The sequence below is a fragment of the Pseudomonas sp. LH1G9 genome, assembly GCF_002949975.1.
In the GTDB taxonomy this organism is placed as follows: Bacteria; Pseudomonadota; Gammaproteobacteria; order Pseudomonadales; family Pseudomonadaceae; genus Aquipseudomonas; species Aquipseudomonas veronii.
The window spans coordinates 4721791-4746044 of sequence record NZ_CP026880.1; the positions used below are offsets into that span (position 1 = coordinate 4721791).

Here is a 24254-nt window from a genome sequence, read left to right on the forward strand (position 1 = left end):
AATCGGGAGCAAGCTCCCTCCCACATTTTGGCTTGCATTCAGTCATTTTTATTGGGGAAACGTCGCAAATCCAAAGTCATCGGCAATTCGTCATTGATCACGACGGTCGGTACAGGGAGCTTGCCCGGGGTATGCCCCAGGCGGAAAAATCGCGCCATGCGCCGGCTCTCGGCTTCATTGGCATTCACCGGCAGACTGTCGTAGTTACGCCCGCCTGGATGCGCCACATGATACTGGCAACCGCCCAGGGAGCGCTGCATCCAGGTGTCCAGCAGGTCGAACACCAACGGCGCATGGACCGCGATGGTCGGCTGCAGGCAGTTGGCCGGTTGCCAGGCGCGATACCGCACGCCGGCGACGAACTCGCCGATGCGCCCGGTCGCTTGCAGCGGCACCGGGATGCCATTGCAGGTGAGCAAATAGCGTTGCGGTGGCAGCCCGCTCAACTTCACCTGCAGGCGCTCCAGGGACGAATCCACATAACGCACCGTGCCGCCCACCGCGCCCTCCTCGCCCAGCACATGCCAGGGTTCCAGGGCCTGGCGCAGTTCGAGCTCGATACCGCTGACGGCGTAGTCGCCGACTTTGGGAAAGCGGAATTCCAGGTGCGCGGCAAACCATTCGGCGCGCAACGGGTAGCCGGCGGCGTTGAGTTCGACGATCACGTCGGCAAAATCCTGCTCGATGAAGTGCGGCAACAGGAAACGGTCATGCAGCTCAGTGCCCCAGCGCGCCAGTTTCGGGGGCGCATAGGGTTCGCGCCAGAAGCGCGCCACCAGCGCGCGCAGCAGCAGTTGCTGGGTCAGGCTCATGCGCGCATGGGGTGGCATTTCAAAGGCGCGCAACTCCAGCAAGCCCAGGCGCCCGGTGGCGCCATCGGGCGAGTAGAGCTTGTCGATGCAAAATTCGGCGCGGTGGGTGTTGCCCGTCACGTCGATCAGCAGATTGCGCAGCAGGCGGTCGACCAACCACGGCGGGCACTCTTCGCCTGACGCGGGCATTTGCGCGAAGGCGATTTCCAGCTCATACAGCGCATCGTTACGCGCTTCATCGACCCGGGGCGCCTGGGACGTCGGGCCGATGAACAAGCCGGAAAACAGGTAGGACAATGACGGATGGTTGTGCCAGTAGCTGATCAAACTGCGCAGCAGATCGGGACGCCGCAGGAACGGTGAGTCCTTGGGTGTCGCGCCGCCCAGCACGAAGTGGTTACCGCCGCCGGTACCGGTGTGGCGCCCGTCGATCATGAACTTCTCGGTGGTCAGGCGGGTTTGTCGCGCCTCTTCGTAGAGGAATTCGGTGCGTTCTACCAGCTCGTCCCAGGTGGCGGACGGCTGCACGTTGACCTCGATCACACCCGGGTCGGGCGTGACCCGGAAGTTACTCAGACGGTAATCCGCCGGCGGCTCGTAGCCCTCCAGCAGCACCGGGCAGTGCAGTTCTTCGGCGGTGGCTTCGATGGCGGCCACCAGCTCCAGGTAGTCCTCGACGCGCTCCAGCGGCGGCATGAACAGATACAGGCGGCCTTCGCGCGCTTCGGCGCACAGCGCGGTGCGGGTCAGCCAGTCGGCGGACTCGTCGATCTTCGGCAGGCGCTCGGCGCTCGGCGCCGCTTCGCCATGGCGTTGCAATTGCGCCGTGCTCGGCAGCTCGGGCAAGTCCTGGTTGGGGTCGGTCGGGTGGACAAACGGGTACTCTGCCGCCGTCACCCAGGGCTGCGAGGCCAGCGGCAGGCGATAACCCAGCGGCGAATCCCCCGGCACCAGTCGGCAGTGATTGTCGCGCAGGTACCAGCGCCCACTCTGCCAGCGGTCATTGGCAGCGGTGCGCGCCAGCGGCAGCACTTGGCCGATGACCTTGTCCAGGCCCTGGCTGAACACTTTGCGCAGACGCTCGCGTTCCAGTTCATCGCTCAGGCGCGGGTCGAGGGCGGTGACGTTTTGCGGCAGCGCGCCTTCGCGCCACAGGTAGTAGAAGTTGTCTTCAAAGGCCGGAAACACAAAGCGCGCCGGCAACTTCAGGCGCTCGGCAACACTGCCCAGGAAACGCCCGGCCAGCACGCCGTCGGCGCCGTAGTCCTGTTGCTCATCGGCGATCAGCGCGCTGTTGTGCCAAATCGGCTCGCCATCGCGGCGCCAGTAACAGTTGAGCGACCAGCGCGGCAGTTGCTCGCCGGGGTACCACTTGCCCTGGCCGAAATGCACCAGGCCCTTGGGCGCGTAGTGCTTGCGCATGCGCTGGAACAGCTCGGCCGACAGGCGACGCTTGTCCGGCCCCAGGGCAGCGGTGTTCCACTCGGCGCCGTCGGGGTCGTCGATGGAGACGAAGGTCGGTTCGCCGCCCATGGTCAGGCGCACGTCGTCCGCCAGCAGGTCGCCATCGATCTGCCGCCCCAGGGCCTGGATCGCCAACCACTGTTCTTCGGTGTAGGGCTTGGTTACCCGTGGCGCTTCCCAGATGCGCTCTACCGACATCTCGTGGGTGAATTCGCACTCGCACGGCTCCACCAGGCCACTGATCGGCGCGGCAGACGATGGATCGGGACTACAGGCCAACGGAATATGGCCTTCACCGGCGAACAACCCGGAGGTGGCATCCAGGCCGATCCAGCCGGCGCCGGGCAAATACACTTCGCACCAGGCGTGCAGGTCGGTGAAGTCCACCTCGGTGCCGGAGGGGCCATCGAGGGCTTTGACGTCGGCGGTGAGCTGGATCAGATAGCCTGACACAAACCGCGCCGCCAGCCCCAGGTTGCGCAGCAATTGCACCAGCAGCCAAGCCGAATCGCGGCACGAGCCGGAGGCATTTTCCAGGGTGAATTCCGGGGTCTGCACGCCGGGTTCCATGCGGATCAGGTAACCGATATCGGCGGCCAGGCGTTGGTTGAGGCCCACCAGGAAATCCACGGCCGGCAGCGGCGTGCGGTCGATACCCGCCAGATAAGCGGCGAACCTCGGCGTCAGCGGCAAGGTTTCCAGGTACGGCGCCAGCTCGCGCTGCTCGTCGGCGGCGTAGCAAAACGGGATTTTTTCCGCGTAGGGTTCAAGGAAAAAATCGAACGGGTTGAACACCGCCATCTCGGCGACCAGGTCGACTTCGATACGCAGTTCGTCAGTCTTTTCCGGGAACACCAGGCGCGCCAGGTAATTACCCTGAGGGTCCTGCTGCCAATTGATGAAGTGCTGCTCGGGCAGCACTTTCAGTGCGTAGGACAAAATCCGCGTGCGGCTATGGGCCGCCGGGCGCAAACGCACGATCTGTGGGCCGAGTTCGACAGCGCGGTCGTAGCGGTAATGCGTAACGTGGTGCAACGCGACATGAATCGACACGGCGGCCTCCTGCAAGCCAGGGCATGGACACAACGCGCGCAAGACTTATGCCAGAGCGGCAGTCATTGCGCTTTATCGTAAGACCCGGTGCAGTACAGCACCAAAACGGCGCCAACGTTGGTGCAATGGTGCAAGAGCTGCACATATATGTGGCGGGGAGTGGGTGGGGCGGTATCGGTTTGGTGGAGGCTGGGTGGGGAATTACCTCGATTTCTTTATTCTGATTATTGCGCGCTCGTGTTTGCGCCGCTTTTCAATGGCCACCCTTACCTTCCCGCGCATATGGCGAAGTTCTACGCATTTGGCACGCAGTTCCCGGTGGCGTTTGCTGCGAAGCAGCAGCAGGCCGAGTACCGGCCAAAAGAAGCATTCCGCGTAAATGAATGGGTTCGGTGAAAAATGAAAACCTGGCACAGCGACCAACAGGCAGGCGATGAAAAGGCCATACATTCCCCAGACCCACTTAGGTCGCCCGTAGGCGATCATGAAATTGCAGTGGGTGATAAACCAGACCAAGAGCACGCCGGCACTTTTAGCAGCCGCGTTCGATAACGATGGAAAATAATAGTTTTCCACCAGCACAACAACAGAAGAACTGCCGAAGATGCCCGCTAAAATTACGCCGATAAACACGGGAAAGTAGCGCAAAAGAAAAGGGCGCACCGGTATGAGAGGTTTCCGTCCGAGAAGTCTCACTCTGATATATCCTCATACAGCCCAACCGCGACGATCCGGATGTTCCAGAACAGTAAGTTGTCGGGAATGAGGCAACGCTCCCAATTAATCAAAGCAAAATCACCTTTTTTGTAGCCTGTCAGCAATTTTCTGTATCCGTTTTCGCCTAAAACGAAGTTCAACAAGCTTCCCACGCATCTCACGATGACGCTTGCTGTTGAGAATCAGCAGACCAAGCAATGGCCAAAACAAACTTTCGGCATAGATGAACAGATGAGGGGAATAACGAATGGCCGGAAGAGCGGTAACCAGGCAGGCTCCAAAATAGACAACCATGACCCACACCCAGTCTCGTCGCCCACGGACAATCATAATGTTGCTAAGACTCAAGGCGCATGCCAGAACGACACATGCCCACCACGCTACTTGTGCCGAAATAGCTAAAGAAATGGCTTTGAGATAGTAATTTTGCACTACCACCACTACGGAAGATCCAGCAAAAATGCTTGAAAAAATCCCCCCGAGAAACACGGGTAAATAACGCTTGAGAAAAGGGCGAAGGGGCAGCAGCAATATCACTCGGTCATCTCCTCATAAATTCCGACCGCGACAGTGCGAATATTCCCAGACATCGAACTGCTAGCAACCCCTAAGGCAGCACCTAGAGCGTCTTGAATCTGCAAAACAGTGCCCTGTTTTACTTCTGCGGGCGTAAAACGCTTTGGCATTTTTCCAGCGAGTTGCTTCAACCTGATCATTTTCCGGGTCATTTCCGGGTGCCGAATACTCAACAACTCCTGGGTCAACTTTGCTCGCTCTTGACGACTCAGTCCTTTCAACACCCGCGGCAAAGTTTTTCCGGTAGATTTTCTTGTCGCATTAACCAGTCGTATAGTTGCCAGTGCCGAGACACTAGCGCCCAGTAGCGAAACAGCGTCCAAACCAATCGTCACAGCCTGATACCATGGCTCGCTATCCAGAGCATCGTTAAGAGCCGGGTCAATAATTTCGTTGCGAGTCCTCTGGCCGCCAACTAAGCACTGAATTGAACTGGCTGTTGCTGATGTAAAGCTTATCGCAGCTACCACCCCAGTAACCCCAAAGCTGAACGGACTGAGCGCCGATCCACTCAGTACCACTGATCCAACTGATCACCGCAGAAGTACACGCCAAAGCTGTATTCACCGCCTCAAACGCCACCTGCGACTCTCGCGGCTCATTCGCCAGTTGCCGAGCGAACTCCACCCGCCCGACATAGCTGGGCGCCTCGCGCAAAATCACATTCTTCGGCGCGATACTGCAAATCGGCTGAAATTCACGCAGTACAACCATCCGTAGCTGCGCGTCGATGTACACCACGCCGGCACCGACGATGGCCGGATCAGCATCAATCGCCGCAAATAACTTGCGCAGATCAATACTGCTTTCCAGCCGCTGCCGCGTCATGTAATTGGGACTGAGGAAACTGTCTCTGAATACGCTGGAAGTCATCCCTTTACTCCTGAGGTTCACAAGAGCGCAGAGGGTAAAGACTGCCTATCCCCGAAAAATGTCAGAAGCTTCGCTTTATCCGGACAGGCACTTCCTGATCGTGATGCCGCCCCTTGTAAGCCATATCCCGAATAAGAAAAAGTACGCCCCGCGCCACTACCGGCGCACACCAAAACAGGGAGTGACAATGGCAACTGATATGTTTTTGAAGCTGGGGGACATCAAGGGCGAGTCCAAAGACCAGGCCCATCGCGACGAAATCGAGATCAGCCGATGGGGCTGGGGCATGTCCCAGACCGGTTCGATGCATACCGGCAGCGGCGGCGGTGCCGGCAAGGTCAATATTGAAAACCTGTCTGTCTCCAAGGTCATGGACAAGTCTTCACCCAACCTGATGATGGCCTGCTCCACCGGCAAGCATTACCCGGAGGCACGGTTGGTGGTGCGCAAGGCCGGTGGCAGCAATGCCGTGGAGTATCTGGTGATCACGCTGAAGGAAGTGATGGTCACGTCTTACCAAACCGACGCGGTGACCAGCAGCGATGTGCTGACTGAGGTGATAGCCCTGAACTTCGCCACGGTCGAAGTCAGCTACCAGCCGCAGAAATCCGACGGCGGCAAGGACGGCGGCGCCGTCAAATACGGCTGGAACATTCGCCAGAACGTCAAAATCTGAAACCATGTGCAGAGGCTACAGCCCCGCCTTGGCCGCCTCCCGCAACCGCCGCACTTCAACCAACTTCTTGACCATCGACCGATAGCCCTTGCTGTTGATCAGCAACAACCCCAGCAATGGCCAGAACAGGCTTTCACTGTAGATAAACCAGTGCGGCCGATAGAGCAGTGTCGGCAGCACGACCAACAGGCACACCGCAAAAAACGCCACCATCGCCCACACGGCCCAGGCTCGGCCGCGCACCACCAGGAAGTTGCTGTTGGCCACGAACAGCGCGGCGGCTATCACCACGAACCACGACACAGTGGCATTGGTTGCCATGGGCACGTCGGAAAAATAGGTGCTGGCCGCCAGGGAAATCGCCGCCGAACCGCCGAGGCAACCAGCGAGAATCACGCCGATGAATGCGGGAAAATGCTCCAGCAAAAACGGTTTAAGCGAAGGAACACCACTCATCACTCGGCCTCTTCGTACAAGCCAATCGCGAAGGTCTTGGCCTGTTTGTAGTTATCCGAACGCTTCAAGCCCCAGACGCTCAGCCCCGCACTGAAGGCATCGCCCAATTGGACATAGGTGGCGTGCTTGAGCTGGGTCGGCGTAAAGCGTTTGGGCAACTCGCCGCTCAGTTGCAGCAGCTTGCGCATCTTGTTCGACATTTGCGGGTCGGCCACTTTCAGCAGCTCTTTGGTGAGTTTCTCCCGCTCCTGCCCGTTCAGGCCTTTGAGCACCTGACGCAGGCTTTTACCCGTGGCCGCACGAGTGACGTTGACCAGCTTGACTGTCGTCAGCGCCGAGGCGCCCACGCCAACCAAGGCGGCACCGTCGAGGACTTTGGTCGCCGTCTGGTACCACTCTTCGTTATCCAGGTAATCATTCATCGACGGGTTGACGATTTCGTTGCGCGTGCGGAACCCACCAACCAGGCACGACACGGTGCTGGCCGAGGCGGCGGTATAGCCGATGGCCGTCACGACCGTGCTGGCGCCGGCGGTGAACGGGATAGCGATGGTGCCGCTCAACACCACCAGCCAGCCAATGACCGCGCCGCCGCAGGACAACGTGGTGTTGAAGGCTTCACTCACCAGTCGCGACTCGCGCGGGTTGTTCAGCACTTGGTCGGCGAACTGCGCCGGGGCGATGTATTTCTGCGCCTCGCGCACAATGATGCGCTTGGGTCGAATGCTGCAGATCGGCTTGAACTCGCGCAGGGTCACGACGTTGAAGTCGGCGTCGATATACACCACGCCCGCGCCGACGATGCCGGGGTCGGCGTCGATGATGGCAAACAGCCGAGGCAGGTCGACTTCACTCTCGATGCGCTGGCGCGCCATGAACTGCGAGCGGTTGGAGTCCATGCCGATGTTGAGCAGGGGGTTGCTCATGGGGGTGTTCTTCCTTGAAAAGTTGGGGACTGGACTGACGCCATCGGGGGCAAGCCCCCTCCCACATTTGAAGTGTGAATACATTCAAAATGTGGGAGGGCCGGTGCGACGATTCGGCTTGCTCCCGATAGCGATTTAATGGCCGCCACCTTAACAAACAGACTCCCCACCGGCTAGAAAGCAAAACGCCAGCACGAGGCTGGCGTTTGGCATATTCAGGCAACGATCAACGCGGTACCACCGGCTTGCGGGCTGGCTTGCCGCCCTTGCCCTTGGCCGCATCCGCGCGTTCCTTGGCGGCCTGCTTGTTGCGCGCCATGGCCGCGGCCTTGGCTTGCTCGCGCTTGTCCCACGGGTTGCTGCCGTCGCTGCCACGGGGCGGCAGGCCGGTGTGCTGGGTGAGGATCCTGGTGGTGGTTTCCTTGGCGACCTTATGGCTGCCGGCCGGCGTCGAGTTCTTGCGACGCGCGCTCTGGTAGCTGTCGGTGGCCGGTTGGTGCAACGGGATCAGTTGATCCTTGCCCGGCCCGATCAGGTCGGCGCGGCCCATGCGGGTCAGTGCTTCGCGCAGCATCGGCCAGCCTTTCGGGTCGTGGTAGCGCAGGAACGCCTTGTGCAGACGGCGCTGTTCTTCGCTCTTGACGATGGTCACCGCGTCGCTCTTGTAGGTGACCTTGCGCAGCGGGTTCTTGCCCGAGTGGTACATCGCGGTGGCGGTGGCCATCGGCGACGGGTAGAACGCCTGCACCTGGTCGGCGCGGAAACCGTTGCCCTTGAGCCACAGGGCCAGGTTCATCATGTCTTCATCGGTGGTGCCGGGGTGGGCGGCGATGAAGTACGGGATCAGGTACTGCTCCTTGCCCGCTTCCTTGGTGTACTTCTCGAACATGCGCTTGAACTTGTCATAGCTGCCGATGCCCGGTTTCATCATCTGGTTGAGCGGACCTTCCTCGGTGTGTTCCGGGGCGATCTTCAGGTAACCACCGACGTGGTGGGTGACCAGTTCCTTCACATACTCCGGAGACTCAACGGCCAGGTCGTAGCGCAGGCCGGAGGCGATCAGGATCTTCTTCACACCCGGCAACGCACGGGCGCTGCGATACAACTGGATCAGCGACGAGTGGTCGGTGTTCAGGTTCGGGCAGATGCCAGGGAACACGCACGACGGCTTGCGGCACGCGGATTCGATTTCCGGGCTCTTGCAGGCGATGCGGTACATGTTCGCGGTCGGGCCGCCGAGGTCGGAAATCACGCCGGTGAAGCCCGGAACCTTGTCGCGGATTTCTTCGATCTCGCGAATGATCGACTCTTCGGAACGGTTCTGGATGATCCGGCCTTCGTGCTCGGTGATCGAGCAGAAGGTACAGCCGCCGAAGCAGCCACGCATGATGTTCACCGAGAAACGGATCATGTCGTAGGCCGGGATTTTTTCCTTGCCATACGCAGGGTGCGGGACACGTGCGTAAGGCATGCCAAACACGTAGTCCATTTCTTCGGTGGTCATCGGAATGGGCGGCGGGTTGAACCACACGTCCACTTCGCCGTGTTTCTGCACCAGGGCACGGGCGTTGCCTGGGTTGGTTTCCAGGTGCAACACGCGGTTGGCGTGGGCATAAAGCACCGCGTCACCACGGACTTTTTCCACCGATGGCAGGCGGATCACGGTCTTCTCACGGGTCATGCGCGGGCTGGCCAGGATCTGCACGACCTTGGCTTCCTGCGGATCTTCAACCGGCCCCTTTTCCTGCTCGATGGCGCAGGCCTGGGTGTCCTGGGTATTCACGTATGGGTTGATGATCTTGTCGACCTTGCCCGGACGGTCGATACGGGTGGAGTCCACCTCATACCAGCCTTCGGGCGTATCACGGCGAATGAACGCGGTGCCGCGCACATCGGTGATGTCTTCGATCTTGTGGCCCCACGACAGGCGCTGGGCCACTTCGACGATGGCCCGCTCGGCGTTGCCGTACAGCAAGATGTCGGCGGTGGCGTCGATCAGGATCGAGTTGCGCACCCGGTCCTGCCAGTAGTCGTAGTGGGCGATGCGGCGCAGGGACGCTTCGATGCCACCGAGCACGATCGGCACGTTCTTGTAGGCTTCCTTGCACCGCTGGCTGTACACCAGGCTCGCGCGGTCCGGGCGTTTGCCGGCCATGCCGCCAGGGGTGTAGGCGTCGTCGGAGCGGATTTTCTTGTCAGCGGTGTAGCGGTTGATCATCGAGTCCATGTTGCCGGCCGCGACGCCGAAGAACAGGTTCGGCTCGCCGAGCTTCATGAAGTCGTCTTTGGACTGCCAGTTCGGCTGGGCAATGATCCCGACGCGGAAGCCCTGGGACTCCAGCAGCCGGCCGATGATCGCCATGCCGAACGACGGATGGTCAACGTAGGCATCACCGGTGACGATGATGATGTCGCAGGAATCCCAGCCAAGCTGATCCATCTCCTCCCTGCTCATCGGCAGGAATGGCGCAGGACCGAAACATTCGGCCCAGTACTTGGGATAGTCAAATAACGGCTTGGCTGTTTGCATGACGGTGACCGGTGTTGAGATGAAAAATCGCGGGCGCGGAATATAGCACAAATTTTGACCAATTCCGACGATAACAGTAGGAATTGAACAGAAGGATTATTCGTCGTCGTCGAAGTTGTAACTGCCCGGCGCAAGGTTCTCGAAACGCGTGTATTTGCCGATGAACGCCAGGCGGATAAAGCCGATCGGGCCGTTCCGCTGCTTGCCGATGATGATTTCGGCAATGCCTTTGTGCTCGGTCTCCGGGTGATACACCTCGTCGCGGTAGACGAACATGATCACGTCGGCATCCTGCTCGATCGCTCCGGATTCACGCAAGTCGGAGTTCACCGGGCGCTTGTTGGGGCGTTGTTCCAGGGAACGGTTGAGCTGCGACAGCGCCACCACCGGGCAGTTGAATTCCTTGGCCAGGGCTTTCAAGGACCGGGAGATCTCGGAAATCTCGTTGGTCCGGTTGTCGCCGCTGGAACCCGGGATCTGCATCAGTTGCAGGTAGTCGATCATGATCAGGGCGATATCGCCATGTTCACGCACCAGGCGACGGGTACGCGCGCGCATCTCCGACGGGCTGATGCCGGCGGTGTCATCGATGAACAGCTTGCGGTCGTTGAGCAGGTTGACCGCCGAGGTCAGGCGCGGCCAATCGTCGTCTTCCAGGCGACCGGCGCGCACTTTGGTCTGGTCGATACGGCCCAGGGACGAGAGCATCCGCATGATCAGCGATTCGCCTGGCATCTCCAGGGAGTACACCAGCACGGTCTTGTCACTGCGCAACACGGCGTTTTCCACCAGGTTCATCGCAAAGGTGGTTTTACCCATGGATGGACGGCCGGCGACGATGATCAGGTCGGACGGCTGCAGGCCGCTGGTCTTCTCGTCGAGGTCAGTGTAGCCGGTGGAGATGCCGGTGATGGCGTTGTCGGTGTTGAACAACGTATCGATGCGGTCGATGGCCTTGGTCAGCAGGTCGTTGACGCTGACCGGGCCGCCGGTTTTCGGCCGGGCTTCGGCGATCTGGAAGATCTGGCGCTCGGCCTCGTCAAGGATCTCGGCGGCGCTGCGACCTTCGGGGTTGAAGGCGCTGTCGGCGATTTCGGTGCTGATGCCGATCAACTGGCGCAAGGTGGCGCGCTCGCGAACGATCTGGGCATACGCCTTGATGTTGGCGACGGACGGCGTGTTTTTGGCCAGCTCACCGAGGTAGCCCAGGCCGCCGACCTGGGAGGTCTGGCCTTCCTTGTCCAGCTGCTCGGCCAGGGTCACCACGTCGATCGGTGAGTTCTGGTCGGCCAGCTTGGCGATGGCGCGGAAGATCAGGCGATGGTCATGACGATAGAAATCACCGTCCGAGACTTGATCCAGCACGCGTTCCCAGGCGTTGTTGTCCAGCATCAAGCCACCGAGCACGGCCTGTTCGGCCTCGATGGAATGCGGCGGCACCTTCAGGGCAGCGGTTTGCAGATCGTATTGCTCAGGAGCTGAAATATCGTTCATGGCCACTTGGAATTAGGGGGTGTGTAAAAAACAAAAGGCACGACCTGTAAACAGGATCGTGCCCGATGTTAACCGCCTGGCACGCGAGGTGCCAGTCAGTTAGGTGCGACTTAAGCTGCTACCACGACAACGCGTACAGTGGCTTCAACTTCAGCGTGCAGGTGCACGGCTACGTCGAATTCACCTACGTTGCGGATGGTGCCGTTCGGCAGACGAACTTCGCTTTTCGCAACTTCAACGCCAGAGGCGGTCAGTGCGTCAGCGATGTCGTGGGTGCCGATCGAACCGAACAGCTTGCCTTCGTCACCGGCGGTGGCAGTGATAGTCACTTCCAGCTCAGCCAGTTGGGCAGCGCGAGTTTCGGCCGAAGCTTTTTTGTCTGCTGCTGCTTTTTCCAGCTCAGCACGACGCTCTTCAAACGCAGCCAGGTTGGCAGCGGTTGCAGCGGTGGCTTTGCCGTATGGCAGCAGGTAGTTACGACCGTAGCCGGCCTTAACGTTCACTTTGTCGCCCAGGTTGCCCAGGTTGGCGACTTTTTCCAGAAGGATCAGTTGCATGTGAAAATCCTCTAACTTTTAACCTTCACCGTTCGCGTTATCGGCGTCTTTCGGCGCCAGACGACCGCGAAAATCAATCAGGCCGTCGACAATGGCCAAAACCACGAGTAACGGATAGATCAGCTGCATGAACAGCATCAGCGTGACGTACAACCCCACCAGCCAGAACCTGGCCAGGCGCTTCTGCGCCACCAGCCCGTGAATCAGGGCCAGCCCGGAGAACACCAGCGGTACGCTGCAAAACAGCAATAACAAGGCCGCCTCTGGACCGAAGTTCGGTCCGACCACCATGCATGCCAGCAGCAACATCGCCGGGCCTGCGGGGATTCTGATACGGCGAAACTCGCGACCAAAACCACCCGGGTTGTACAACAACGCCTGCCAGTAACGCCCAAGCATCAGGCTCAGCACACTGACAATCTGCAACACCACCGCCATCAGGCCGATCAGGGCCGGTGCTATCAGCGCCGCAAGGCGCGCTCGCTCGTCTACCGACAATTGCTGGTAGAGCTCCCCGAGAGCCAGCGGCAGGACCTTGACGATCTCTTGCGCCAGCGCCTCGATTTGCGGGTGGAAAGCCGCGCCGAGCAACACTGAAAACACCAACCCCAATGCCACGCTGACCAGCAGCGTGCGGACCCAGGACTCACTTGCGCGTAAAACCAACGCAAGGCTCGACGACCCCAGCAGCACCATAAGCACTTTGGGTTCGCCCAATTGCAGCCACCAGATCAAGGCGGCCAGCAACCCCAGGGCCAGGACGCCAACGGCATCCTGCAAACCGCGCCGCAGAAGCACAAGGCATCCCGCGGCAGCACCCAACCAATACAACAACGGCAATGCTGCACATCCAGCCACTACCAGAGTGGCCTGCACGCGACCGCGCATGATGAACTCAGCTAAGGCGCGCATGCATTCAATCCCTTACTACTTGTCGACTGCCCGGTCTCAGCGGCCGTGGCTGTCGGTGTAGGCCAGCAGGGCCAGGAAGCGGGCGCGCTTGATAGCGGTGGCCAGCTGACGCTGATAACGTGCTTTGGTACCGGTGATACGGCTTGGAACGATTTTGCCGGTCTCGGATACGTAGGCTTTCAGAGTGTTGAGATCTTTGTAATCGATCTCTTTCACGTCTTCAGCGGTGAAGCGGCAGAATTTACGACGACGGAAGAAACGTGCCATTTGATAGGCTCCTTAAAAGGTCCGTGGATTACTCGTCAGCGTTATCGCTGTTGTCGCTGTCATCACTATCAGCGCTTTCAGCGCCTTCGTGCTCAGGACGGTCGCGACGCTCACGGCGCTCACTGCGGTTTTCTTCAGCCTTGAGCATCTCGGATTGGCCGGTAACGGCTTCTTCGCGACGGATGACCAGGTTACGGATCACAGCATCGTTGTAGCGGAAGTTGTCTTCCAGCTCGGCCAGGGCCTTGCCAGTGCATTCAACGTTCAGCATCACGTAGTGAGCCTTGTGAACATTGTTGATTGCGTAGGCCAGTTGACGACGGCCCCAATCTTCCAGACGGTGGATTTTGCCGCCGTCTTCTTCGATCAGCTTGGTGTAACGCTCTACCATGCCGCCGACTTGCTCGCTTTGATCCGGGTGGACCAAAAAGATGATTTCGTAATGACGCATGAATGCTCCTTACGGGTTGTAGCCTGCCGCTCAAAAACGGTCAGACAAGGAGTGAATGACACTTATGGATCTTGCCGCAGGGAGGCACATCGGTGCCTGCCAGGAAGGCAAGGGGCGCAATTGTAGAGAAGGGGGAGGAAGGGCGCAAGGTGATTGGTGATTATTTGAACAATCTTCCAGGCACCACAAAACAAAAGTGGGAGAGGGCTTGCTCCCGATTGCGGTGAGGCAGTCACATTATAGGTAACTGATCTACCGCAATCGGGAGCAAGCCCCCTCCCACATTTTGCATCTATGCCAGGCCCGACATTACTTCTTGGTCTTGCCCTTCGCACCGCGCTGGCGCTGGGCTTCGAACAGGCACACGCCGGTAGCGACCGATACGTTGAGACTGCTGACGCTGCCAGCCATCGGCAGATGAACCAGGTAATCGCAATGCTCGCGAGTCAGGCGACGCATGCCCTTGCCTTCGGCGCCCATGATCAGGATGGTCGGGCCGGTGAGGTCCTGGTCATAAATGCTGACCTCGGCCTCCCCCGCCGTACCCACGACCCACAGGCCGCGCTGCTGGAGTTTCTCCAGGGTGCGCGCGAGGTTGGTCACGGCCACCAACGGAATCACTTCCGCCGCGCCGCACGCGACTTTACGCACAACCGGCGTCAACGTGGCCGACTTGTCCTTGGGCACGATCACCGCCAGCGCACCGGCAGCATCCGCAGAACGCAGGCAGGCGCCGAGGTTATGCGGGTCGGTCACGCCGTCCAGCACCAGCAACAGCGGTGCGCCTTCGGTGCGGTCGAGCAGCTCGTCGAGCATCGCCTCGCCCCACACCTGGCTCGGGCTGACATCCGCGACGACGCCTTGGTGGACGCCTTCAACCCACACGTCCATTTCGCGACGCTCGGCCTGGCCGATCGCCACACGGTTTTCGTTGGCCAACTCGACCAGCGCCTGCACGCGCGGCTCGCTGCGACCTTCCGCCAGCCAAACCTGTTTGACGCGTTTAGGGTGATGACGCAGCAGCGCTTCTACGGCGTGGACGCCGTAGATTTTTTCCAGACTCATGACTTGGCCTTAGGTTTACGCGACCCGCCGCTTTTCGCGGGAGCCGAACCCGCTTTTGGCGGGCCTTTACGGTGTTTACTGGGCTTGCTCGACGGCTTTTCCGCCGTGTGGGGCTTTCCCCCAGACGCCGCTTTACCACCGCTTTTGGCTTCGTTGAGCAACTGCTGCTTCAACTCACGGCTTCTGCGCAGTTCGGCGTTTTTCGCCGCTGCGTCGCTTGGGCGGTAGGCCTCGGGAACCTTGTCCTTGGCCGCCGGACGACGACCGGCCTTGGCCGGCGCAGGCTCGGCAACCGCTGCCTTCGCAGGAGCGCCCTTGCCTTGGGTGGCCGGCGCGGCGGTTTCGCTGCCACGTTTTTTACGGCCGATCGGCGCGGCGATGGTTTTTTCGGCCATCTCGAAGTCGATCTTGCGTTCGTCCAGGTCGACGCGCATGACGCGCACTTCGACCGTGTCGCCCAGGCGGAAACTGCGACCGGTACGCTCGCCCGCCAGGCGGTGATGCACAGGATCGAAGTGGTAGTAGTCACCCGGCAAGGCGGTGACATGCACCAGGCCCTCGACGTAGATATCGGTCAGTTCGACAAACAGACCAAAGCCGGTCACGGCCGTGATCACGCCAGGGAACGACTCGCCCACGCGGTCCTTCATGAACTCGCACTTGAGCCAGTTCACGACGTCGCGGGTGGCTTCGTCGGCACGGCGCTCGCTCATGGAGCACTGCTCGCCGAGCTGCTCCAGGGCCGCTTCGTCGTAAGGATAGATCCGCGCCTTCGGAATGGTCATGGCACCGGCGCGCTTGACGTGCGGGGTGTCCTGCTTGGAGTGGATCACGCTGCGGATCGCACGGTGCGTGAGCAAGTCCGGGTAACGACGGATCGGCGAGGTGAAGTGGGTGTACGCCTCGTAATTCAGGCCGAAGTGGCCCTGATTGTCGGCGCTGTACACCGCCTGGCTCAGCGAACGCAGCATCACGGTCTGGATCAGGTGGAAATCCGGACGGTCCTTGATGCTGGCCAGCAGTGCCTGGTAATCCTTCGGCGACGGGCCGTCCTTGCCTTTATGCAGGGACAGGCCGAGCTCGCCGAGGAAGGCGCGCAGTTTTTCCAGACGCTCCGGCGGCGGGCCGTCGTGTACCCGGTACAGCGCAGGAATTTCGTGCTTCTTCAGGAATTCAGCGGTGGCCACGTTGGCCGCCAGCATGCATTCCTCGATCAGCTTGTGCGCGTCGTTGCGGGTGGTCGGGGTGATCTCGGCGATCTTGCGCTCGGAACCGAAGATGATCCGGGTTTCCTGGGTTTCAAAATCGATCGCGCCACGCACATGACGTGCGCCCAGCAGCACCTTGTACAGCGCATACAGCTGCTTGAGATGCGGCACCACACCGGCGTATTCGGTACGCAGGGCCTTGGCTTCGCTGGTCTTCGGCGTTTCCAGGATGGTGCTGACCTTGTTGTAGGTCAGGCGCGCCTGAGAGTGGATCACCGCTTCGTAGAACTGGTAGTCGGTCATTTCGCCGGTTTTCGAGAGGGTCATCTCGCACACCATGGCCAAACGGTCGACTTTCGGGTTCAGCGAGCACAGGCCGTTGGACAGCTGCTCAGGCAGCATCGGGATCACGCGCTCAGGGAAATACACGGAGTTGCCGCGCACCTGGGCTTCGTTATCCAGCGCCGAACCGATCTTCACGTAGCTGGAGACGTCGGCAATCGCCACGTACAACTTCCAGCCGCCGGAGAACAGGCGCAACTTGCCAGGCTTGGCTTCGCAATACACCGCATCGTCGAAGTCGCGGGCGTCTTCGCCGTCGATGGTGACGAACGGCAGATGGCGCAGGTCGATGCGCTTTTCTTTGTCCTTCTCTTCGACTTCCGGCTTGAGCTTGGCGGCTTCCTTGAGCACGGCTTCGGGCCAGACGTGAGGAATATCGTAGGTGCGCAGCGCGACGTCGATTTCCATGCCCGGCGCCATGTAGTTGCCGACCACTTCGATGATATCGCCCTGAGGCTGGAAGCGCGGGGTCGGCCAGTGGGTGATTTTCACCTCCACGAACTGACCGACCTTGGCCGCGCCATTGCGGCCCGGGGTCACCAGCACTTCCTGCTGGACCTTCGGGTTGTCCGGAATGACGAAGCCGATGCCGCCTTCTTCGAAGTAACGCCCAACGATGGACTCATGGGCACGGGACACCACTTCGACGATCACGCCTTCACGGCGGCCGCGACGGTCCAGGCCCGACACGCGCGCCAGCGCACGGTCGCCATCGAACACCAGGCGCATTTGCGCCGGGCTCATGAACAGGTCGTCGCTGCCGTCATCCGGGATCAGGAAGCCGAAGCCGTCACGGTGGCCGGCAATGCGACCCAGGATCAGGTCGAGCTTGTCCACGGGCGCATAGGTGCCACGGCGGGTGTAGATCAACTGAGCATCGCGCTCCATGGCACGCAGACGGCGGCGCAGGGCTTCGAGCTGGTCTTCGGTGGTCAGACCGAATTCTTCAACCAACTGCTCGCGGCTAGCAGGCGAACCACGATCGGCGAGATGCGCCAGGATCAGTTCGCGGCTAGGAATAGGGTTTTCATATTTTTCCGCTTCACGAGCGGCCTCGGGATCGAGGGACTGCCAATCGGCCATTAGAGAGTTTTCACCTTGTCTATATGCGGGTTAGTTTGGCATACGCGTATTGAAACGGGAAATTTCAGGCGTCAACAAGCGTTTTAAAGCACTTTGTGACCGCCAACACGCACCTTGTACGACCATTGGCGAAATTTTCCAGGCTTTTTTCATGGCAGGGGTTTACAGTTCAAAAGCCACTCCGTATAGTGCGCGCCATCGACGACGGCAACGTTGAAGATACTGCCCAGATGGTGAAATTGGTAGACACGCCAGCTTCAGGTGCTGGTGACCGCAAGGTCGTGGAAGTTCGAGTCTTCTTCTGGGCACCAATTCAAAACTCGAGGTCAGCCTTGAGTTATCCAGAAACCCGCGAAAGCGGGTTTTTGCGTTACAGTCCTTTGATTCTTAACGAAAAACTGATTTATATTTTCGAATCAGGGGTTTACAGATCAAAAAGCGCTCCGTATAGTTCGCTCCATCAACAGCGGCAACGTTGCTTGATAATGCCCAGGTGGTGAAATTGGTAGACACGCCAGCTTCAGGTGCTGGTGATCGCAAGGTCGTGGAAGTTCGAGTCTTCTCCTGGGCACCAAATTCAGATCAAACCCGCGAAAGCGGGTTTTTTCGTTTCTGGGGTATGAAAACCGCCCCATGGATTTCTCCTTCATCCGCACTTGAGAAGCTTTATCGTTTATCCTTGCAACGATTTGTTGCACTCAAGCGAGGAAACTTCCGGATGATGATCCGTGGCACCCATCTCAAGACATCCCTTCTGCGTGGCCTTAGCCTCACTCTGCTCAGCCTGACCCTGCTCTCGCCCACAGCCTATTGCGCCGACAAGGTTGCCCTGACCCTGTACAACGGCCAACACAAAGAAGTCGGCGATGAACTCGCCAAAGCCTTCGAAGCCAAGACCGGCATTCACGTCAACGTGCGCAAAGGCAGCAGCAACCAGCTGGCCAGCCAGGTCGTCGAAGAAGGCGCGCGCTCCCCGGCCGATGTGATCTACACCGAAGAATCGCCGCCGTTGAACAAACTCGGCGAGCAAGGCCTGCTGGCGAAAATCGACGCCGGCACCCTCGAGGTATTGCCCAAGGATTACATCGGCAGCCAGGGTGACTGGATGGGCGTGACCGCGCGCACCCGCGTCGTGGCCTTCAACCCGAAACTGATTGCCGAGAAAGACCTGCCCAAGTCGGTACTGGATTTCGCCCGCCCCGAATGGCAAGGCAAGGTCGGCTTCGTGCCCACCAGCGGCGCGTTCCAGGAGCAAGCCGTGGCGATCATCAAGCTGCACGGTCGCGAAGCCGCCGAAGAATGGCTGACCGGCCTGCGCGCCTTCGGCAAGGTGTACAGCAACAATATGGTCGCCCTCAAAGCCGTGGAAAACGGCGAAATCGCCAGCGTGCTGGTGAACAACTACTACTGGTTTGCCCTGAAGAAGGAAAAAACCAACCTGGACTCGCAACTGCACTACTTCACCAACGGCGATGCCGGCGGCCTGATCACCGTGTCTTCCGCTGCCGCACTAAAATCCAGCAAGCACCCGCAAGAAGCCCAGCAACTGCTGGCGTTCATGGTCAGCGAAGAAGGCCAGCGCGTAATCACCAACACCTCGGCCGAATACCCGCTGCGCAAGGGCATGGAGTCCAGTCGCGGCCTGAAGCCGTTCAGCGAGCTGCAACCGCCGAAAGTCACCCCCGCCGACCTGGGTAACGCGCAAGAAGCCCTGGACCTGGAACGTGACGTTGGCCTGAACTGATGAACCCATCGCTCCGCGCTCCCGCCCTGCACGGGGGCTACAGCCCGCGACGCAAGCGCCCGTCGATCTGGCTGTTGCTGCCTGTGCTGTTCCTGGTGGGCTTGAGCCTGTTGCCGCTGGCGTATGTCGGGCTCAAGGCCTGGCAAGCCGGCTGGGCGGAGGCCGTGCATCTGCTGTGGCGCCCGTATGTGTTCGGGCTGCTGCGCAACACCCTGGCGCTGATGGTCGGGGTGACGCTGGCGTGCGGCGTGATCGGCCTATCCCTCGCCTGGCTGCTGGAGCGCAGCAACCTGCCGGGGCGCCGTCTCTGGGGCGTGATCCTGTGCCTGCCGTTTGCGGTGCCGGCGTTTGTCAGCGGCTTCACCTGGGTGTCGCTGAGCGCTAACTTCGAAGGGCTCGGCGGGGCGATCCTGGTGATGACCCTGTCGAAATACCCGCTGGTGTTTCTGCCGGTGGCGGCGACCCTGCGCAATCTCGACCCCTCCCTCGAAGAGTCCGCGCGCACCCTGGGGCTGAATCGCTGGGGCGTGTTCCGGCGCATCACCCTGCCCTTGCTGTGGCCGTCGCTGTTGGCCGGCGCATTGTTGATCGCGCTGCATATGCTGGTGGAATTCGGTGCGCTGTCGATCATCGGCCTGCAGACCTTTACTACAGCGATCTATCAGCAATTCGAACTGGAATTCAGCAACGCCAATGCAGCGATGCTGTCGGCGGTGTTGCTGGCAATGTGCCTGACACTGCTGTGGCTGGAACTGCGCGTGCGCGGCAAGGGCCGACATGTGCGGATCGGCCAGGGCGCGGCGCGGCATGCGGAACAGATCCGACTGGGCAAGTGGGCGCCATTGGGGCAGCTGTATTGCCTGGCGTTGGCGATCATCGGCAGCGGCATTCCGCTGGGGATGCTCGGCTATTGGCTGGCGGTGGGCTCGTCGGCCGCGTTCCCGGTGGCCGAGATTGGTGAGGCGCTGCTGTCCTCCCTGGCGCTGTCGCTGGGCGGCGCGGCACTGTGCCTGGCACTCGCGGTGCCGGTGGGGTTGCTGGTGGTGCGCTACAAAGGCCCGCTGGCGCTCTGGGCCGAGCGCCTGCCGTACTTGCTGCACGCCCTGCCCGGCCTGGTGATTGCGCTGACGCTGGTGTACTTCGCCTTGCACTACGTGCCGGCGCTGTACCAGACGTCGGCACTGCTGTTGATTGCCTATGCGCTGCTGTTTCTGCCGCTGGCCCAGGCGCCGATCCGGACAGCCTTGAACAAGGCGGCACCGCAGTTGGAAGAGGCTGCACGCACGTTGGGTGCGTCGTCGTTCAGTGCCTTTTGCCGAGTGACCCTGCCGATTATTTTCCCGGCTTTGGGGGCGGCATTCGCGCTGGTGTTTCTCGATGCGATGAAGGAATTGACCGCGACATTACTGCTCAGCCCGACCGGGCTGAATACCCTGGCGACGGCGGTGTGGGCGCACACCTCGAATATCGAATTCGCGGCGGCGGCGCCGTATGCGGCGTTGTTGATTCTGGTGTCGGGGTTGCCGGTTTATTTGCTCACGACGCGGATGTATCTGAGTCGCTGAAACAGCTATCGGGGGCAAGCCCCCTCCCACAGTTGACTGGGTTCCAGCTTTGGAATGCAGTCGAATGTGGGAGGGAGCTTGCTCCCGATAGCGACGGCACAGACCACACTAAGCCCGGAACTGCCCCAGGCTCGCCTTCAACTGCGCCGCCAAGCCATCCAGCACCTTGCCGCTGGCCGTGGTTTCCACCACAGCCTGTGCGGCACGCTCGGCCTGGGCATGGATCACCTCGACCCGCCCACGCACTGCATGCGCGCCCTGGGCCTGATGCTCGGCCGCACGAGTGGCCAGGCCAATCGCCGCATGCACCTGCTCCACCGAGGCCTGCACCGTCTGCTGCAAGCGCACACTGTCGCGCAGCACCAGCAAGCCTTCGTTGGCCTGGCGCCCGGCCTTGCCAATGGTTTCGACGGCCTCGCGCGCGCCCTGCTGCAACGCCACGATATGTGCCTGGATATCGCCGGTGGAGCTTTGGGTTTTACTCGCCAGCGCACGCACCTCGTCCGCCACCACCGCAAAGCCACGCCCGGTCTCACCGGCACGCGCCGCTTCGATGGCCGCGTTGAGCGCCAGCAGGTTGGTCTGCTCGGCGATGCCATGGATCACCGTCAATACCACTTCGATCTGCTCGCTTTGCGCGGCGAGGCGCTCGATGACCTTGGAACCGGCCTGCACCTGGCCCGCCAGCGCTTCGATCAAGCTGCCGACTTCAGCCGAAGTGCGTGAGTTTTCATCCGTGGCCTGGCGTATATCCACCACCTGCTGCAGCGCGGCCTGCATCGCATGGCTTTCGGCCTGCGCCTCATCCGCCATCTGCGACAGCGCGCGCAGGCTCTCGGCCACTTCGTCGCGCTGCAAACCGGCAGCCGCATCGGCGCCGGCATTGCGCAAGGTCATCGCGCCGATTTCCACACCGGTACGCTGCGCCACATCGCCGGCCTCGCGCACGATGGGCTGCAACTTATCCACAAAGCGATTGACCGCCGACGCCATGTCGCCGATCTCATCTTTGCTGTTGATCTGCACACGCTTGGTCAGGTCGCCCTCGCCCGCCGCCAGATCATCCATGGCCGCGATCAACAGTTTCAGGCGATTGACCACCCGCCGCCCGAGCACCACCGCGATCAACAGCAGCACACCGAAGCCGACCGCCGCGAGCCCCATACCGATGCGCCAGCGCAAGGTGCCCGCCGCGTCCTGCACGGCATTGGTGGTGTTGGCGGTCATCTGGGTGGCGGTCGCCTGCGCCGACTGCAACCTCGCGCCCATGGCGGCCGCGCTATCGGCCGCCGCACCTTTGAGGCTATCGCCCACCAACTGATCGCCGCTGGCGATCAGTGTCGCAAAGCGCTTATCCAGCGCCTGCAGGTTGGCTTCCACCGACGCGGTCGAGACCCCCATGCGAACCTTGCCGATCTCGACACCGTTGGGGCTGATGGACGCTTCGACGTAGTACACGGAAGAGTCCGCCTTGGCGGCGTCCAGCACTTTATCCAGGGCGCGGTCGCCCTTGCCCTTTTCCAGCAGCGCCTGGTTGATCGGGTTTTCCCGGTTCAGATAGCGGGTCAGATGCTCACCGGCGGCGTCGTCGTAAACCACGAACAACACGTTGGGATTGCGCTGGGCCCGCCGGGCGAACTCCGACAGCGTCGGCACATCGTTGTCCCACATGGCGCGAGGCGCCACGGAGGCCAGCAGTTGCGCCATGTCGTTAGCGGAGTCTTGCAGGTCTTTTTCCAGGGTCGCACGCAGTTGCTTCTGCTCTTCCTGCAGGCGCGCAGAAAGCCCAGCGGTCAGACGCTGACGGGTACTGCTGGACAAGCTGTCCAGGCTGGATGTGACTTCCTTGCCGGCCTGGGCCAATTCGCCGGACAGTTTCTGACTGTCGACCCCCAGGCGATTGCCCAAATCAGCTTCCAGCGCCGTGACTGTGCTCCGAGTAAGAGCGACCGCCACCAGCACTTGCACCAAAAGAGCGATACCTAGGGTAACGAACACCGGCCGCAACAGACGACTTTGTAACAATGAGAGAACGGCAGACATCGGGAATCCCTCCACCACGGGTGCCATTAATTTGATAGCACCGCGAAAGAAGGAAATACAGCAAGGGTCGTGCCGTTTGGCGAACTTAAACGAAAAAGGGCTCCCTGAGGAGCCCTTTGCGTTTTACATCAACAGCTTATTAAGCGAACGGGTGACGCAGAACGATGGTCTCGTTGCGGTCCGGGCCCGTCGAAATAATGTCGATCGGTGCGCCGATCAGCTCTTCAACGCGCTTGATGTAAGCACGAGCGTTGGCGGGCAGCTCTTCCAGGGTCTTGGCACCCACGGTCGATTCGACCCAGCCCGGTACTTCTTCGTACACCGGCTGCAGACCTACGTAGCTGTCAGCGTCAGTCGGGGCAACGACCTTACCTTCTGCATCTTTGTAGCCGACACAGATGTTGATGGTTTCCAGACCGTCGAGTACGTCCAGCTTGGTCAGGCAGATACCCGAGATGCTGTTCACATCGATAGCGCGACGCAGGATAACGGCATCGAACCAGCCACAACGACGAGCACGGCCAGTAGTCGCGCCAAACTCGTGACCTTGTTTAGCCAGGTGCGCGCCCACTTCGTCGAACAGTTCAGTCGGGAATGGACCCGAACCGACCCGCGTGGTGTAAGCCTTGGTGATGCCCAGGATGTAGTCCAGGAACATCGGGCCAACACCCGAACCGGTAGCGACGCCGCCAGCGGTGGTGTTAGAGCTGGTCACGTAGGGGTAGGTACCGTGGTCGATGTCCAGCAACGAACCTTGGGCGCCCTCGAACATGATGTCTTTGCCAGCGCGACGCAGGTCGTGCAGCTCGGCCGTCACGTCCAGCATCAGCGGCTTGAGCAGCTCAGCGTATTCCTTGCATTCGGCCAGGGTCTTGTCGAATTCGATGGCTGGCTCTTTGTAGTAACCCACCAGCATGAAGTTGTGGTAATCCACCAACTCACGCAGTTTGTCTTCAAAGCGCGGCATGTTGAGCAGGTCGCCAACACGCAGGCCACGACGCGCAACCTTGTCTTCGTAGGCTGGGCCGATACCGCGACCGGTAGTACCGATCTTCAGCTCGCCACGGGCCTTTTCACGAGCCTGGTCCAGCGCGACGTGGAAGGACAGGATCAGCGGGCAGGCCGGGCTGATACGCAGGCGCTCGCGCACCGGTACGCCTTTCTCTTCCAGCTTGGTGATTTCCCGCATCAGGGCGTCGGGTGCAACCACCACGCCGTTGCCGATCAGGCACTGCACGCCTTCGCGCAGGACGCCCGACGGGATCAGGTGCAAGACGGTTTTTTCGCCATCGATGACCAGGGTGTGGCCAGCGTTGTGGCCACCTTGGTAGCGCACTACGGCGGCAGCATGTTCGGTCAGCAGATCAACGATCTTGCCTTTGCCCTCATCACCCCATTGGGTGCCCAGGACTACGACATTCTTACCCATAACACTTGTCC

The 24254-nt window shown here is 60.6% G+C and carries 18 protein-coding genes, 2 tRNA genes and 1 pseudogene; 5 read left to right on the top strand and 16 right to left on the bottom strand.

Going from position 1 to position 24254, the window contains the following annotated elements:
- Window positions 1-38: 38 nt before the first annotated feature.
- The 4 genes and pseudogenes from C5F70_RS21925 to C5F70_RS21940 all read right to left on the bottom strand — a co-directional run bounded on the left by C5F70_RS21925 (window position 39) and on the right by C5F70_RS21940 (window position 5495).
- A complete protein-coding gene (locus C5F70_RS21925) occupies window positions 39-3329 on the bottom strand; it encodes a DUF2126 domain-containing protein (RefSeq protein ID WP_104904046.1) in 3291 nt (1096 codons plus the stop codon).
- Between the two features lie 201 nt (window positions 3330-3530).
- Window positions 3531-4025, bottom strand: a complete 495-nt coding sequence (locus C5F70_RS21930; protein ID WP_104904047.1) for a hypothetical protein — start codon at window positions 4023-4025, stop codon at window positions 3531-3533.
- Window positions 4026-4124: 99 nt separating this feature from the next.
- A complete protein-coding gene (locus tag C5F70_RS21935) occupies window positions 4125-4583 on the bottom strand; it encodes a hypothetical protein (RefSeq protein WP_079442726.1) in 459 nt (152 codons plus the stop codon).
- A pseudogene (locus C5F70_RS21940) lies at window positions 4580-5495 on the bottom strand (NAD synthetase). The gene C5F70_RS21935 and the pseudogene C5F70_RS21940 overlap by 4 nt, the downstream one beginning before the upstream one ends.
- Before the next feature lie 187 nt (window positions 5496-5682).
- On the opposite strand from C5F70_RS21940, the gene C5F70_RS21945 reads away from it, so the two are divergent.
- Window positions 5683-6171 (top strand): type VI secretion system tube protein Hcp, encoded by a 489-nt coding sequence (locus C5F70_RS21945; RefSeq protein WP_046384893.1) that lies wholly within the window; start codon window positions 5683-5685, stop codon window positions 6169-6171.
- A 15-nt stretch (window positions 6172-6186) separates the two neighbouring features.
- Here C5F70_RS21945 and C5F70_RS21950 read toward each other — a convergent pair whose 3' ends face one another.
- From C5F70_RS21950 to rnr, 10 genes are all read right to left on the bottom strand, one after another.
- Complete coding sequence (locus C5F70_RS21950; protein ID WP_017849741.1) at window positions 6187-6627, bottom strand: hypothetical protein; 441 nt, start codon at window positions 6625-6627, stop codon at window positions 6187-6189.
- Complete coding sequence (locus C5F70_RS21955) at window positions 6627-7553, bottom strand: hypothetical protein (RefSeq protein ID WP_046384895.1); 927 nt, start codon at window positions 7551-7553, stop codon at window positions 6627-6629. Before C5F70_RS21955 ends, C5F70_RS21950 begins: the two co-directional genes overlap by 1 nt.
- 226 nt (window positions 7554-7779) lie before the next feature.
- Complete coding sequence (locus C5F70_RS21960) at window positions 7780-10083, bottom strand: YgiQ family radical SAM protein (RefSeq protein WP_026140380.1); 2304 nt, start codon at window positions 10081-10083, stop codon at window positions 7780-7782.
- Window positions 10084-10179: 96 nt separating this feature from the next.
- The gene (gene dnaB / locus C5F70_RS21965; RefSeq protein ID WP_017849744.1) at window positions 10180-11577 is read right to left on the bottom strand and encodes a replicative DNA helicase; all 1398 of its coding nucleotides are present in this window, start codon (window positions 11575-11577) and stop codon (window positions 10180-10182) included.
- Between the two features lie 110 nt (window positions 11578-11687).
- Entirely contained in the window at window positions 11688-12134 is a 447-nt protein-coding gene (rplI, locus tag C5F70_RS21970; RefSeq protein ID WP_010563337.1) for a 50S ribosomal protein L9, read from the bottom strand.
- 18 nt (window positions 12135-12152) lie between these two features.
- A complete protein-coding gene (locus C5F70_RS21975) occupies window positions 12153-13046 on the bottom strand; it encodes a hypothetical protein (RefSeq protein WP_026140381.1) in 894 nt (297 codons plus the stop codon).
- 36 nt (window positions 13047-13082) lie between these two features.
- Window positions 13083-13313, bottom strand: a complete 231-nt coding sequence (gene rpsR / locus C5F70_RS21980) for a 30S ribosomal protein S18 (protein ID WP_002551829.1) — start codon at window positions 13311-13313, stop codon at window positions 13083-13085.
- 28 nt (window positions 13314-13341) lie between these two features.
- On the bottom strand, window positions 13342-13764 hold the full coding sequence (rpsF, locus tag C5F70_RS21985; protein WP_003217491.1) for a 30S ribosomal protein S6: 423 nt from the start codon (window positions 13762-13764) through the stop codon (window positions 13342-13344).
- Window positions 13765-14073: 309 nt separating this feature from the next.
- Window positions 14074-14829 (bottom strand): 23S rRNA (guanosine(2251)-2'-O)-methyltransferase RlmB, encoded by a 756-nt coding sequence (gene rlmB, locus C5F70_RS21990; RefSeq protein ID WP_017849746.1) that lies wholly within the window; start codon window positions 14827-14829, stop codon window positions 14074-14076.
- Entirely contained in the window at window positions 14826-17462 is a 2637-nt protein-coding gene (gene rnr, locus C5F70_RS21995) for a ribonuclease R (RefSeq protein ID WP_017849747.1), read from the bottom strand. Before rnr ends, rlmB begins: the two co-directional genes overlap by 4 nt.
- Window positions 17463-17686: 224 nt before the next feature.
- Here rnr and C5F70_RS22000 point away from each other — a divergent pair.
- The 4 genes from C5F70_RS22000 (at window position 17687) to C5F70_RS22015 (ending at window position 20771) form a co-directional block, all read left to right on the top strand.
- Window positions 17687-17773: transfer RNA gene (locus tag C5F70_RS22000), tRNA-Leu, on the top strand.
- A 176-nt stretch (window positions 17774-17949) separates the two neighbouring features.
- Window positions 17950-18036, top strand: a tRNA-Leu gene (locus tag C5F70_RS22005).
- Window positions 18037-18180: 144 nt separating this feature from the next.
- Entirely contained in the window at window positions 18181-19206 is a 1026-nt protein-coding gene (locus C5F70_RS22010; protein WP_104904048.1) for an extracellular solute-binding protein, read from the top strand.
- Window positions 19206-20771 carry an iron ABC transporter permease gene (locus C5F70_RS22015; protein ID WP_104904049.1) on the top strand — a complete coding sequence of 522 codons (1566 nt, stop codon included), beginning with the start codon at window positions 19206-19208 and terminating at the stop codon, window positions 20769-20771. Before C5F70_RS22010 ends, C5F70_RS22015 begins: the two co-directional genes overlap by 1 nt.
- A 108-nt stretch (window positions 20772-20879) precedes the next feature.
- Here the strand turns inward: C5F70_RS22015 and C5F70_RS22020 are convergent, their stop codons facing one another.
- Window positions 20880-22814, bottom strand: coding sequence for a methyl-accepting chemotaxis protein (locus C5F70_RS22020; protein WP_026140382.1), 1935 nt, complete (start codon window positions 22812-22814; stop codon window positions 20880-20882).
- Between the two features lie 139 nt (window positions 22815-22953).
- A complete protein-coding gene (locus tag C5F70_RS22025; protein ID WP_017849751.1) occupies window positions 22954-24243 on the bottom strand; it encodes an adenylosuccinate synthase in 1290 nt (429 codons plus the stop codon).
- Between the last annotated feature and the right edge of the window lie 11 nt (window positions 24244-24254).